We start from the raw sequence: 13,009 nt of genomic DNA, 5'->3' as shown, positions 1-13,009 counted from the left end.
CCCGCGGCCCGCGACCACCCCCGCCCGCACCGCCGGGAACCGCACGTTCGTACGATGACGTCGTCCCCGGGGATTCCACACTCCCCCGACAAGGAGCGGCGCATGACACCCGACGGTACGGCCCCGGAAGCCGCCGCCCGGCAGCACCGGCGCCGCCGGCCGGACCCCGGCCGCCGGCGCCCGGCGCGGACCGTCCTGATCCTCGCCGCCCTGCTGGCCTTGGTGTCCCTCTACCCCGACCCGGTCCCGAACGCCGGGCCGCGCCTCGGCAGTCTGCTGGAGACCTTCCAGCCGTGGCTGCCGCTCGCGGCCCTCCCGCTCGCCGCCGTGGCCCTGTGGCGCCGTTCGGTACCGGCCCTGGCCGCCTGCGCCCTGCCGGGCGCGGCTTGGCTCATCGCCCACGGCGGCGCCCTGTTCGCGGACGAGGACACCCCGTACGACCTCACCGCCCTCCAGCACAACGTGAGCGACGTCAACCCGGACCCGGCGGGCACCGCGCGGAAACTCGTCGAGGCGGAACCCGATCTGATCGCCCTGGAGGAGGTCACTCCCGCCGCCCTGCCCGCCTACCGGGAGATCCTCTCCGCCACCCATCCGCACAGCGCGGTCGAAGGCACGGTCGCCCTCTGGTCCCGCCACCCCCTCACCGAGGTCAGCCCGGTCGATATCCGCCCCCAGGACGTGCCCCGGGACTGGCGGCGCGGTCTGCGTGCCACCGCGCACACCCCGAAGGGCGCGATCGCGGTGTACGTGGCGCACCTCCCGTCCGTCCGGATGTCACCGACCGAGGGCTTCGGCACGGCCCGCCGGGACGAGAGCGCCCGCTATCTGGGCCGGGCCATCGAGGCCGAGGAGACGGACCGGGTACTCCTGATGGGCGATCTGAACTCCACCGTCGCCGACCGCGGTCTGTCGCCCGTCACCTCGCAGCTCCACGCCCCGGCGGGTGCCCTGGCGTTCAGCTGGCCGGCGTCGCTGCCGCTGGCCCGGATCGACCAGGTCCTGGCCAGGGACGCGAAGATCGTCCATATCCGTGCCCTGGGCAGGACCGGCAGCGACCATCTGCCGGTCCTGGCCGGGGTCAGGTTCTGACCCGGGTGGCAGTCGTCCGCCCGGGTCCGGCCGCCAGGGTGATGCGCTCGAACCACCAGGTCAGGGCGGAGCCCACCAGACCGATGACACCGAACGCGATCAGCAGGGCGTCCGCGGTGCCCGCCGCGAGGAACAGGGCGCTGATGCCACTGGCCACCGTGAAGCCGACGGCCCCCCACGAGTAGAGCAGGGAGAAGCCCACGGGCCAGTCCTCGGCGGGAAGTACCTCGGTGACCGTGAGGCTCCGTGACGTGGTCGCGGCAGCATGGAAGAAACCGCAGGCGGTGACCAGGACGACGGTGACGACCGGCGAGGAGATCAGGCCCGTGGCGGTGACGATCAGGGCGAACACCACGGACAGCACCAGGGTGTGGTGGTGCGGGCGGCCGCGCCAGCGCCGCAGGCCGTAGAGGAAACTGCCGACGATGCTGGTGACCGCGAGCCCGGAGAGGGCCAGTCCGGCCCAGGCGGGCGGCCCGTCGCGGTCGCCGATGATGCCGGGCAGGGCGACCTCCAGCACGGCTTGGAGCATCAGCACCAGCGTGGCGACGACCAGGGACGGCCAGATCGCCCGGACGACGGCCGAGGTCGGCGGGCGGGCCCGCCCGGGCCGTCCCCCGCCACCCTCCCCGGCGCTGAGGGACTCCGGGAGTTTGACGGCGGATGCGGCGGCGATCAGCAGACCGCCGCAGACGATCAGCAGGGGTACGTCGGCGGTCCAGGCCACGGCCAAGGCGGCGGCCAGCGCGGGACCGGCGATCTGGCAGAGCTGATTGACGATCACATCGAGTGCCAGCGCCTTCTCCCGTGAACCGGGGGCAAGATGGACGATCAGGGTCCGCAGTCCGCCGAAGGTCCCGCTCGCCGCGGCGCCGCCGACGGCCGCGAGAGCCGCGGCGGCGAGGGGGATTCCACGGGACAGCGTGACGACCATGGCGACCAGCGCGACGGCATGGACCACCGAGACGCCCGCCAGCTCCCGGCGGAGCGGCCGGTGCTGGAAGCGGGCGCCCATCCGGGGCGCGCCGATCGCCTCACCGCCCGCGAAGGCGCAGGCGATGACGGCGCCCCAGGCGTAGGAGCCGGTGTGCTCCTCGGCGGCGAAGACGACTCCGAGGGGAATCGTGCAGACGGCGAGCCGGGTGCCGACGGTGGCGACCAGCCACCATCCCACCCGGCTGTTCACCAGCAGGGTCCGGTAGTCCGTCACCTGTCGGTACGGGGGCACTCAGCCGACACCGTCGACGTACCGCACGTCCAGCGTCCCCCGGGCGCTGACGGTCGCCGCGTCCGGCAGCCGGTAGCCCGGATTCCAGTACTGCCGCTCGTCGAGCCGGTACTCGGTGCGTACGGTCAGCAGGCCGTCCCGGTCGTCGAGGATGCTGTCCTCGTAGAGGACGACCTTCCCGACCGCCGTCATCAGCGCGTACATCGGCTTTCCGAGCCCGCTGATCCGGCCGTTGGCGGTGAGCTGCCGGGCCAGGTCCAGCCCCCGGGCGACGGAGGTCCGGAACTCGTCGGTTCCGACCATCGGCACCGCGTGGAAGAGGTAGTGGGGTATCACCCGGAGCGTCCGGAGCTGGTCGTACAGCTCCGTGAGGGTCTCCAGATCGTCGTTGACCCCCTTCAGCAGGACGTTCTGACTGTAGACCCGGACCCCGCAGCGGCTCAGGTTCCGCAGGACGTCGACCGCCTCGGGCTGAAGCTCGAAGGGGTGGTTGATCTGGACCGCGATATCGAAGGAGAAGCGGTCCGCGTGGCGGCGGAAGATGTCATAGGTGTTCTCACGGAAGGCGGCCGGCTGCTGGACGGGCAGCCGGGTGCCGATCCGGATCACCTGGATACCGGGCGCCTCGGCCGCGATCGCGTCCACCAGTTCACCGAGCTTCTTCGGCGAGATCAGCGGGTCCCCGCCGGTGATCAGCACCTCGCGCAGATGCGGGTCACCGGCCAGATAACCGACGATGGCGGAGAGTTCGGATCCGCTGCGGGTGTGCGGATCGTACAGTCCGCGAATGCAGAAGACGCATTCACTGGAGCAGGCGGAGAGCAGGTCGACCACCACGACCCGCCGGTACAACCGCTCCAGCCCCGCCGGTAAGTCCCCCAGCGCGTCGTAGTGCCGCTCGCTGAGCGCGGCACCCGGCACTTGTGCGGGCATCCGGAAGTACTGGTTGTGGATTCCCCGGTACGCCCCCGAGTCCGCACCGTGCAGTGCCTCCGCCTTGGCGAGCAGCTGCCGGATATACGGGTGGACTCGCGGTTTCTGCGTTGCCGTCAGGACATTGAGCAGTCCGGCCATCGCCGACTCCTTCGGGGTGGAAGTGAAGGGTGGGGCAGTCTCGCGGAGCTTCGGATGCGTCCGTGCCGCCTCCACCTTCGAAAGATGCGGACAGCAACGGCGTGATGTCCGACTTCGCCCCACCGTAGATTGTCATGAGCATGAACGTAAGAGGCCGTCCCGAAGTTTTATGAGGTCGACAAAATGCCTGTTCAGAGCGGCATTGAGGGCCTCCTACCCGGCCGGTCGGGCCCTCAGGCCGGTCTCGGCCCAGACGGTCTTGCCGCTGGGCCCGTACGGCTCCCCCTCCCAGCGGTCGGCGAGCGCGACCACCAGCAGCAGCCCGCGCCCGCTCTATCCGTCACCGTCCACACCCTGGGGCGGCACCTCCGGCAGCCGCTCCCCCTGCGCGTCGGTGACCTCGCCCCGGGGCGTCGGGTCTCCGGGGCCTGCACGGCCTGCCGCATACCGCGTTGGCGAACCTCCTTCGACCTCAACTGCCGCTCAGCCGACTGTCGTTGCTCCGATCGCCCTGGAATGATGACGATGGGCGCCGAATGCGTACAGGGCCGCCGGTCGACAGCGAGGGGACGCAGTGATGGGGTGGGTGCCCGACGAGGGGCGATTCGCGGTCTGGTGGTTGCTCGGGTTCGCGACGGTCAATGCGGGGCTGGGCCTCTGGTGCCTGATCCGCGGGTGGGGCGACCGCGTCACCATCCGGCGGATCAAGCGGGAGGGGATCGGGCCGGTCGAGGCGGCGTGGCAGGTGGGCGAGGAGCGGAAGGCCGCGCGGACGGCGGTCGGGCTCCTCGTACTGCAAGGGGCCGTCAGGGTTTCGGACGCGGGCGTGGTCACGGCCGTGGCCGACGCTCCCGAACCGGCCGACCCGGTGCTGTCCGCGCTCTTCCAGGGCATCCGGCGGCGGGGCGCTCAGGGCGCCCGGCTCTACGAGATCCTGGACGACGACGATTTCGCCCCGTACCGGAACCGGCTCGAACCGCGCGTCCCCCCGGTGCGGCGGTACGCGGAGCCCGGTCGGACCGTCGCCGCCTTCGCCGCCTGCGGTATCAGTTTCGGTATGAGCGCGCACGGCCTGGCCGCCGAGGTGCGCCTCCCCTTCCTGGGCGGGGACCCCGCGCTGTGGGTTCTGGTGTGGTGGCCGGTCGCGGGTCTGCTCTGGCTCTGCACACTGGCGTGGCCGGACGAGAACACCCGGCGCTGGCGGAGCTTCAACCGGTACTGCGGGCAGCGGGTGGACGCCGCGCTGGAGGGGCTTCCGGACCGGACCCGCAAGGCGCTGGGCAGGACGGCGTCCCGGGCCCGGCAGGGGCCGAGGCCGGTCCGTCCGGAACGGCGGGGCCGGAGATCCCGTGACGGCGGCTGGGCCGAAGAAATCGGTGCGGAATCCTGCGGAGGCGGCTGCGGGGGCGGCGACTGATGCCGCGGACACCCGGTCGCCGGTCGGGAGCAAGGGGGACGCCCCGATGGGATGGGTGATCGACGAGACGCTCTTCGCAGTCTGGTGGCTGCTGGGCTTTGTCGCGGTCAACATCGCGCTGGGCTGCTGGAGCCGGGCCAGAGGGCGGGCCGACCGTGCCGTCATCCGCCGGATCAGGCGGGAGGGCATCGGGCCGGTGGAGGCGGCGCGGCAGGTGGGTGACGAGCGGCAGACCGCGCGGACGGCCGTGTACCTGCTGCAGCTGCGCGGGGCGGTGGAGGTTTCGGAGGAGGGCGTGCTCACCGCCGTACCGGACGCTCCGGAACCGGCCGATCCGGTGCTGTCCGCGCTCTTCCAGGGCATCCGGCGGCGGGGCGCTCAGGGCGCCCGGCTCTACGAGATCCTGGACGACGACGATTTCGCCCCGTACCGGAACCGGCTCGGCCAAGGGGTTCCCGATGTACGCCGTTACGCCGAGCGCACCCGGGCCGTCGCGCTCTCCGCCGCGTTCGTGGTGAGCGTGGGAATCAACATGCACGGGGTGGCTTCGCAGACGCCGTTCCCGCCGCTGGGCAGCGACCCCGTCTGGTGGATCCTCCTGTGGTTTCCCCTCTGGGCGGTGCTGTCGCTCTCTGCCGCGGCGTGGCCGGGCGAATACTCCCGGCGCTGGCGGAGCTTCAACCGGTACTGCGAGCAGCGGGTGGCGGACGCTTTGGGCGAGGGCCCGCCGTACCCCGTCCGCGCCGCGGTGGACAAGGGCGCATACCGGCCGACGCCCCCGAGCCCGCGCCGGCAGGGCGGCTCGCCCTCGGCGGAACCCGGCGCTCCCGGTGACGGCGGGAGCGGCTGGGCCGACGATGCCGGTGCGTCCTCGTGCGGCGGCGACTGAACGGCCGGGCCTGTTCGGCGGATCGTGCCGGACAGGCCCGGGAGTCCCGGGTCAGGGCTCAGCGTTTGAGCAGGAAGGTGAAGTCCCCGGAGCGCTTGGCGCCCAGCCGGACCGCCGAAACGAGCTTCCCCGTTCCACCGGATGTCGGGTGCCGCGGGAACCGGGCCCCGGCGCCGGATGTCATCCAGGGGACGTCAGCGCAGTTCAGCCCTGTACGGATGTCCTGACGAGGTCGTTTGCGGCGATGAGACCGAGTCCGGGGACGGCCTCGCGCAACGCTTTCACGGCGCGTACCTGGTCGCGGGCCGGGTCGATGTCCGCGTCGCGCAGGGTCCGCCGGACCCATTCCGCCGTCCGCTGCCGGTCCGTCGGCAGCCGGTGCTGTTCCACCCTGCGCAATGCCTCCTGGAGGCCGGGCCGCAACGACGGGTCGTCCGTTTCCAGCGCGGCGAGGAGATCCGCGTGGACGGCGTCGACATCGTGGAGGACCACGACGGGAGGGGTGCGCTTGGTCGCCATGGGGTGATCGGTCCCTTCACCAACGGGTGCGATGAAATCCTGATATTCACCACCCTACGGCTTGTCCCGTAGAGATCTCCTGGTCGATGCGAGCCGGGCCGGCAGGGTCCGGCGTGCCTGCTCGTCCCCACGAGGGCGAGGTTGCGCAGGCCGGCGATCCCCCTCATCGCGTGATGGACGCCGCCGCCCTTCAAGCGGCAGTCGTGGAGGGTCTTCCTGGACTTCACGCGGGCGGTGGCGTTCCCGACGCGAGCGCGGACCCTGCGGTGGGAAGCGTTGTGTTCTTCCTTCCAGGCAGGCAGGTCGCTCTGCCCGCGCTCGCGGCGGTGCGGGACGACCGGGCCGGTGCGGCGGTAGCCGCCGTCAGCGATCACGGTGGTCCGGCCGACGGCCTCCTGGTGCCGCATCAGGCAGGGTCCGACTCGTCTGACAGACTGCCGGGATGATTGTCAGACTCGCGCGAGAGCAGGACTTTCCCGGGATTCTCGGCTTGGCGTCCCAGGTCGAGCACTGGTTCGGCCCCATGGTTGAGGATCCCGGCTTCCACAGCGCCGTGAGAGAGCACCTTCGCCGGTCCACTGCGCTCGTCGCCGTCTCCTCGGGATCTGATGTCCTCGGCGGACTGCTCTTCGGCGCCAAGCCCCCGGACTACCACGTCGACTGGCTCGTCGTCTCCGGGCAGGAACGCGGGAAGGGTATCGGTCAGGCACTGATGGCGGACGCAAGGCGCAGGTTCGTGCTGGGTCCGGGCAGGATTGAGGTGGTCACCTTCGGAGCCGACCACCCCGGCGCCGTTGCCAGTGGTGCCCGCGTCTTCTACGAGCATCTCGGTTTCACCCCGGCCGAGGCCACCGGTCCAGGCCCGGACGGCGGCTCACGGCAGATCTACCGTCAGGCCGTTGCCTGACTCGGGCGACGTCGGCCCTGTTGACGACCTTGCGCAGGTGTTCGTCGGTCGTGGTCGTACTACGGGTACGGGTACGGGTTCAACCTGAGGGCTCTCGTCACAACGGCGTCCCCTCCGGGTCCGGGTCCCCCCTGAGCACGGACGAACCCTGCTCCAGCTCGGCTTCGAGCTGTGCCGGGCCACCCCATGGATGGACGACGCCAATGGGTGGATCGCACCGGCCCCGGGCCTCCGGAACTCCCCTTCGTCGGCGTCGGTGACGCACTGCTCCACAAACGCCCTGACGGAGTCCGGGACAGTCCTTGGACGTGCTCCGGCCGCGGTCGGCTCCGTACGCCGTGCGCAGGGCCCTTGTGCCGATGGCACCGGCCCCCGGGGCGGGGGCCGGTGCCATCGGGCGGAGTGGTGCGTTACTGCACGGAACCCCTGGTGTCAGCGCTGCTGCGGGTCGGTGACCCGACCGGTGACGATCTGGCCGTCCGTCCACGTACCGTCGTGCGGCTGGTAGACACCCAACTGCATCCGGACGGACTCCGCCGGCTCGGTCAGCGCGTCGGTGATCGTGGGCACGGGCACCTCGACGCTGGTCTCACCCGCGGGAACGGAGACCCAGACCCAGGGACCGGCCTCCGACAGGGGCAGCTCCGGATCGGGGCGTGCACCCTGAAGGGCCAGCCACTCCGGGTCGACGTCCTTGGTGGACAGCTCCGGTGCCCCGCCGGTCGGCAGGAAGAGGAACCGGGTCTCGAAGCGGGTGTCGGCGGGTGCGGACAGCTGAACCTTCCACCTCAGCGGCGCGCCCTCGGTGACCGAGTCCGCGACCGGGGCCGCGCTGATCTCCGGCTCGGGGTCGTCGTTCTCGACCAGGACGCCGCCGATGGCGCCGCCGACCGCCCCGCCGCGTACGGCCTTGGCGGTCACTTCGTAGTGGACGTCCTCGGAGAAGCGGGTGTTGCCGTTGACCGTGACCGGCACGGTCACCGGGGCACCGGCCTTCACCTTCACGGTGCGGACCGCGGTCTCGTACGTCTTCAGGTCGAGAACGCCGAGCTTGACCACGCTGCTGCCCTTGCCGCCGGCCCGGAGGGACACCTGGTGGGTACGGGTGCCGGAGTCCCCCTCCTTGACCGTCCGCATGCTGACGTCCAGCCGCGGGAGCGGTACCGGATTCACTGCCGGAGTGCCGGGACGCCAGCCCCAGGCGTCCACCAGCCACAGACTGCCGGTGGTGCTGCGCGGAGTGAGTTCCACCGACCGGATCCGCTTCACGTCGACACCGGCCGCCGTGGCCGCCTTCAGCGGGACGCGGAGTTCACGCGCCCAGTGCGAGGACGTGGCACCGGTACCGGGGACGCCGTCGACGGCGACCCGGCCGAGGCGCACGCGCTTGCCGGAGGTGTCGGTGACGGCGATGTCCAGGCGGGTGCCCGAGCTGTTCGGCGGTACGGCCACCCGGAGCGCGAGTGCCTCGGAGCCCGCCAGGGAGAAGGCGCGCCCCGGCGCCAGCTTCACCGGGGTGCCCGGCCCGGTCCAGTCCGCCCGGACCGCCTTGCGGCCCGGCTCGTCGGCGGCGAACCCCCACTGGGCGAAGTGCGGCGACACACCGGTCTCGGACCGCCGCAGACAGGCTCGGGCGCTGTCCGAGGTGATCTGGTCGCAGACCCGCCCGTTGGTCACCGACAGCGGGGCGTCGGGCAGGATCGCCGCGGTGCGGTTTCCGCCGACGGCGTGGGTCAGCACCCGTGCCGGGTCGGCGGAGGGCGCACGGCGGTCCGAACCGTCGAGGAGCGGGCGGACCCGGTCGTCGCCCGCGAGGAACAGGCGCGCCGCGGCGGCGATATAGGTGCTGCCGGCGGTCTGCTGCTGTCCGGCGGTCAGCCGGGACTTCGCCTGGGCCGAACAGAGCGGGTCCTGGTCGTCCCAGACGTCGTCGTGGGCCGGTGCCTCGGTCTGGCCCGGAGTCCACTCCGAGTTGAAGTAGTTGTGGTTGGCCCCGACCATGTACACCGCGCTGTGCAGCGCCTTGCCGCGGCCGATGCCCCGGGCGGCGTCGAGGTACATCTGCCCCTGAAGATCGGACACATCGCCGTCGCAGCCCGGCAGGATCGTCATGGAGGGCACATCGGGCGCCGGGTTGTGGCCGAAGATCGTAGGGCCGATCAGCACGGTGCCGCGGATCCGCCAGCTCACCGGGCCCCGGTAGCCGTCCTCGGCGGGGGGCGCCGGGGAGACGCTGTCGAAGGCCGCCCGGTTGACGCCCTCGCCACCCCGGGAGTGGCCGACGAGCAGGACCTTCGAGAGATCGGCCGCCTTCGTCGCACGTACCGCGGCGGGCGCCGTCGCAGGCTTCGCACCCCACTCCGCCCAGCGGGCCAGATGCCGGCGTACCAGGGACGAACGGGCCTGCGCCCCGTGGTCGGGCTTCCAGCCGTCCTGCGCGTTGACGCCGTTCGCGGAGATGGAGACCGTCACATAGCCCTGGGAGGCCAGAAGCCTCTGGTCGTGCAGATAGCCGCGGTAGCTCGGTATCTCCTTCTGCCCCGGCGGGCACGGCCATATGAGGTTCGGCATCTCCGAACCGGGCTCGTAGCAGGTGGCGTGGCGGCCGTGGAGGAAGAGCGCCAAGGGGCGCTTGCCGGGAGCGTCCACCGGGCCGACGACCGTGGCGCGCATCTCCACAGGCTCCTGGTAGCCGGGCAGCCCGACCGGCTTCAGGGCATACTCGCCGCTGGTGGTGCGGTACTTGCCCGCGACACCCGGGTCGACCCCGGCGGGCAGCGGGGCCGGGGTGGTGACGGCGTCCGGTGCGCGCCGCCGGTCGGCGGAACGATTCTCCGCAGCGGCGTCCAGCCGCCGTGAACCGGCCTTCACCTGAAGCTCGTCCACCGGCCCGATCGTCGAGGTGTCGATACGGAGCCGGAAGGTCCGGTGGTCGGGGGAGGCGGCCGGAACACCGAGGGTCCGCTCCCCCGACCGGAACTCGACCAGGGCGCCGCCCATGCCCACGGGCACGGGCGAACTCCAGACCAGTTCCCCGCTCCCCATCCGCCAGCCGTCCGGCAGCCGTTGATCCGCTGCGGCGCCCGGAGGCGCCCCGGGTATCGATGCGGCGGTCGGCTGCGCATGCGCCGACCCCGGCGCACCCGCCGCCAGCGCCACGGCCACGGCGGCAGCCGTCAGCGCACGTGAGACCAGTCTCACGATCGTGTCTCCTCGTCGTCGGTGAAACTTCGGCACCCCGGAGTCCCCAGGGGCACCCCCCGTCACGGGAGAGGGTGACGCACCGTCATCGGTTGCCTCACCGGCGCCATTGCGGAGAACCGTCCGGCATGACCGGCCGTTCGGCCGGTTCGGTGGTTCGCACCGAATACGCACGGAAAAACGTGAGGTTCCCGCCATACCGACGGGTAACCGCGCGTCCTTAAGGTGATGCCCCGCGCCCCGGGAAAAAGCTGTCCGGGGCGCGACGCGCCAGGAACGTGCGCCCCATTCCGCTGAACCGGAAACCCCTTGGGGGTGGCATGGCTACAGCCTTTGCTCCCCCGGCCCCACGGCCACAGCGGCCCCGCCCCGCCCCCTCCCCCGGCTCTGCTCCACCGGTCCCGGCTCATTCCGGCCCGCCGCGCTCAAGGACCTCCGGACCCCTCGGGGCAGCCGGTTGCACCCCCGGGCGCGGCGTGGCCGATGACCCTCCAGGAGGCTCCATGTCCACGGCAATCCCCCGTACGCCCGGCAGGAATCCGGCTCCCGGCGCGCTCCCGCTCCTCGGGCACGCAGCGAGCATGCTCAAGGACCCGCTGGGATTCTTCGCCGCGCTGCCCGCCCACGGTGACCTCGTCGATATCAAGATGGGGCCGTTCAGGGCCGTCGTGGTCACCACACCCGAACTGATCCATCAGGTGCTGATGGACGACAGGACCTTCGACAAGGGCGGCCCGGTGTACGAGCGGACCCGCGAGGTCTTGGGCGACGGGGTGGTGACCTGTCCGTACAGCGAACACCGCCGGCTGCGGAGAGTCGCCCAGCCGGCCTTCAGCCCGGCCCGTCACACGGCCTACGCCCGGATCATGTGCGAACAGACGGCCCGGGTGACCGACGCCTGGTCCGACGGGCAGGAGATCGACATCCTGGCCGATATGACGACCGTCGCCGCCCGGACCGGCGTCGCCGCCTTCTTCGCCGGGCATCTGTCGTCGCCCTCGCTCGTGAAAACCCCGAGGGATCTGGCCACCGTCAGCCGCGGCGTCTACCGCCGGATGCTCCTCCCCGCACCGCTCGACCGGATCCCCACCCCCGGCAAACGACGCTACGACCGCAGCAGGGCCCGGCTGCGCAGCACCATCGACGGTGTCATAACCGAGTACCGGCGCACCGGGGAGGACCACGGCGATCTGCTGTCGATGCTGCTGGCCACCACCGGCGAGGGTCTCACCGACACGGAACTCAACGACGCAGCGATCACGTTCTTCTTCGGGGCCACGGACACCATCGCCATCACCATCTCCTGGGCCCTGCACCGCATTTCCACGGACCGGCGGATCGAAAGGGCCTTCCATGCGGAGGTCGACAGCGTCCTGGGCGGCCGGACCGCGGTCGGGTACGGCGATCTGGACCGGCTGGCGCTCACCCGGCGGATCATCACCGAGACCCTGCGCCTGTACCCGCCGATCTGGCTGTTCACCCGCAAGGTCAGTACGGATACCGAGCTGGGCGGCCACCTCGTCCCGGCCGGCACGAATGTGGTGATCAGCCCCTACCTCGTCCACCGCTCCGGTGAACTCCACCCCGATCCCGGGCGTTTCGATCCGTCGCGCTGGGAGAACAAGGGCCTGGAGCCGGTCCGCAGGGGCGTCCTCCCCGCGATCCTCCCGTTCGGCGGGGGCGCCCGTGGCTGCATGGGCGAGACCTTCGCGATCAACGAGATCACCATGGCCCTGGCGAACATCGCGGCCCGCTGGCGCCTGCTGGCCGTGGACCCCTCGGCGGTCCGCCCGGCCTCGGGCGCGATCCTGGGCCCGTCGGGGCTGAGGTTGCGGGCCGCCGCCCGGCACGCGGGGACCTGATGACCGGTCCGTGGGACCCCCCGGCGGGGAGCCGGACCTCATGAACGGGGACTCCCGGCCCGGATCCGTCCGGACCGGGAGATCCGCGGTACGCCACCCGGGACCCGCCGCCGGGAGGCGAGATCGCCTACCCCCGGGTCAGGATGGGGTCGAGCAGGTCCCAGTCGAAGATCGCGTCGAAACGCTCCCCGGAGACCTGCTTTCCGTTGACGGCGACCGTGGGAGTGCCGGGTCCGCCGGGTTCGTCGCGGTAGGCGGACTCGTAGGCCGCCTGGGAGCGTACGACGAAGTCCCGGTGGCTCATGCCGGTGACGGCGGCATCGAACTTCTCGCTGCGCAGACCCGGTACCTGATCGGCCAGTTCCAACAGGTACTCCGTGGTGTACCCGCCCGAGGACTCGGCCTGGGCCCGGTGCCGGAAGACCACCTCGTGGTACTCGGTGAACAGCTTCGCGTCCAGCGCCGCCCGCAGTGCGTTGACCGCCCGCTTCGACCCGTCGCCCCCCAGCCTGTCGTCGCGGAACGACGCCAGGGTGTACTCCGTCTTCACCCGGCGCTCACGGGTCCGGCTCCGCAGCACCTCCGCACCGTCACTCAGCTCGAACCTCTCGACCACCGGGCACCGGGGATCCACATACACCTGGACGGCCACCCCGGCACCGGGATCGCCCACGGTGATGGTCGTACCGTCCGCACCCAGACTCTCCGGCAACTCGTCGTCGAAGACATAGGCAGGCGGCAAGTCCTCGGCCCGTACGGGCTCGACCCGGTCCGCCCGGACACAGCCGACGAGCAGCAGCGCCCCCGTCACAACCGCGAC

General features: G+C 71.7%; 10 protein-coding genes and 2 pseudogenes. 6 read left to right on the top strand and 6 right to left on the bottom strand.

Annotation, left to right across the window (positions count from 1 at the left end):
* Positions 1 to 102: 102 nt before the first annotated feature.
* Positions 103 to 1,092 carry an endonuclease/exonuclease/phosphatase family protein gene (locus tag ACIQ9E_RS02930; RefSeq protein WP_403700920.1) on the top strand — a complete coding sequence of 330 codons (990 nt, stop codon included), beginning with the start codon at positions 103 to 105 and terminating at the stop codon, positions 1,090 to 1,092.
* Here ACIQ9E_RS02930 and ACIQ9E_RS02925 read toward each other — a convergent pair.
* Together ACIQ9E_RS02925 and ACIQ9E_RS02920 are read right to left on the bottom strand one after the other, a co-directional pair.
* Positions 1,082 to 2,320, bottom strand: a complete 1,239-nt coding sequence (locus ACIQ9E_RS02925; protein ID WP_403700918.1) for a hypothetical protein — start codon at positions 2,318 to 2,320, stop codon at positions 1,082 to 1,084. The genes ACIQ9E_RS02930 and ACIQ9E_RS02925 overlap by 11 nt on opposite strands.
* Complete coding sequence (locus ACIQ9E_RS02920) at positions 2,321 to 3,394, bottom strand: radical SAM protein (RefSeq protein ID WP_403700915.1); 1,074 nt, start codon at positions 3,392 to 3,394, stop codon at positions 2,321 to 2,323.
* A gap of 577 nt (positions 3,395 to 3,971) precedes the next feature.
* On the opposite strand from ACIQ9E_RS02920, the gene ACIQ9E_RS02915 reads away from it, so the two are divergent.
* Positions 3,972 to 4,811 (top strand): hypothetical protein, encoded by an 840-nt coding sequence (locus ACIQ9E_RS02915; protein WP_403700912.1) that lies wholly within the window; start codon positions 3,972 to 3,974, stop codon positions 4,809 to 4,811.
* A 46-nt stretch (positions 4,812 to 4,857) separates the two neighbouring features.
* Positions 4,858 to 5,700: a hypothetical protein gene (locus ACIQ9E_RS02910; protein WP_403700909.1), complete on the top strand. Its 843-nt coding sequence runs from the start codon at positions 4,858 to 4,860 to the stop codon at positions 5,698 to 5,700.
* Positions 5,701 to 5,904: 204 nt separating this feature from the next.
* Here the strand turns inward: ACIQ9E_RS02910 and ACIQ9E_RS02905 are convergent, their stop codons facing one another.
* Positions 5,905 to 6,219: a hypothetical protein gene (locus ACIQ9E_RS02905; RefSeq protein WP_403701368.1), complete on the bottom strand. Its 315-nt coding sequence runs from the start codon at positions 6,217 to 6,219 to the stop codon at positions 5,905 to 5,907.
* Positions 6,220 to 6,344: 125 nt separating this feature from the next.
* A pseudogene (locus ACIQ9E_RS02900) lies at positions 6,345 to 6,611 on the bottom strand (IS5/IS1182 family transposase); the annotation flags it as partial.
* A 50-nt stretch (positions 6,612 to 6,661) separates the two neighbouring features.
* Between ACIQ9E_RS02900 and ACIQ9E_RS02895 the strand changes: the two are divergent.
* Entirely contained in the window at positions 6,662 to 7,126 is a 465-nt protein-coding gene (locus ACIQ9E_RS02895) for a GNAT family N-acetyltransferase (RefSeq protein ID WP_403700907.1), read from the top strand.
* A gap of 88 nt (positions 7,127 to 7,214) precedes the next feature.
* Positions 7,215 to 7,417, top strand: a pseudogene (locus ACIQ9E_RS02890) (hypothetical protein); the annotation flags it as partial.
* A 141-nt stretch (positions 7,418 to 7,558) separates the two neighbouring features.
* On the opposite strand, the gene ACIQ9E_RS02885 reads toward ACIQ9E_RS02890, so the two are convergent.
* Complete coding sequence (locus ACIQ9E_RS02885) at positions 7,559 to 10,327, bottom strand: hypothetical protein (protein ID WP_403700905.1); 2,769 nt, start codon at positions 10,325 to 10,327, stop codon at positions 7,559 to 7,561.
* 503 nt (positions 10,328 to 10,830) lie between these two features.
* Here ACIQ9E_RS02885 and ACIQ9E_RS02880 point away from each other — a divergent pair.
* Positions 10,831 to 12,189 (top strand): cytochrome P450, encoded by a 1,359-nt coding sequence (locus ACIQ9E_RS02880; RefSeq protein ID WP_403700902.1) that lies wholly within the window; start codon positions 10,831 to 10,833, stop codon positions 12,187 to 12,189.
* Between the two features lie 127 nt (positions 12,190 to 12,316).
* On the opposite strand, the gene ACIQ9E_RS02875 is transcribed toward ACIQ9E_RS02880, so the two are convergent.
* Complete coding sequence (locus ACIQ9E_RS02875; RefSeq protein WP_403700899.1) at positions 12,317 to 13,000, bottom strand: DsbA family protein; 684 nt, start codon at positions 12,998 to 13,000, stop codon at positions 12,317 to 12,319.
* Positions 13,001 to 13,009: the final 9 nt, after the last annotated feature.

Source organism: Streptomyces sp. NPDC094448 (assembly GCF_044763775.1).
Taxonomy (GTDB): Bacteria; Actinomycetota; Actinomycetes; order Streptomycetales; family Streptomycetaceae; genus Streptomyces.
The sequence above is the reverse complement of the archived record's forward strand: the minus strand, read 5'-3'. Positions and strand labels throughout refer to the sequence as shown.

Excerpts from the sequence above, each read along its gene's own strand:
- ACIQ9E_RS02930 (WP_403700920.1), top strand. The coding sequence starts at position 103 with ATGACACCCGACGGTACGGCCCCGGAAGCCGCCGCCCGGCAGCACCGG.
- ACIQ9E_RS02905 (WP_403701368.1), bottom strand. The coding sequence starts at position 6,219 with ATGGCGACCAAGCGCACCCCTCCCGTCGTGGTCCTCCACGATGTCGAC.
- ACIQ9E_RS02895 (WP_403700907.1), top strand. The coding sequence starts at position 6,662 with ATGATTGTCAGACTCGCGCGAGAGCAGGACTTTCCCGGGATTCTCGGC.
- ACIQ9E_RS02910 (WP_403700909.1), top strand. The coding sequence starts at position 4,858 with ATGGGATGGGTGATCGACGAGACGCTCTTCGCAGTCTGGTGGCTGCTG.
- ACIQ9E_RS02920 (WP_403700915.1), bottom strand. The coding sequence starts at position 3,394 with ATGGCCGGACTGCTCAATGTCCTGACGGCAACGCAGAAACCGCGAGTC.
- ACIQ9E_RS02880 (WP_403700902.1), top strand. The coding sequence starts at position 10,831 with ATGTCCACGGCAATCCCCCGTACGCCCGGCAGGAATCCGGCTCCCGGC.
- ACIQ9E_RS02915 (WP_403700912.1), top strand. The coding sequence starts at position 3,972 with ATGGGGTGGGTGCCCGACGAGGGGCGATTCGCGGTCTGGTGGTTGCTC.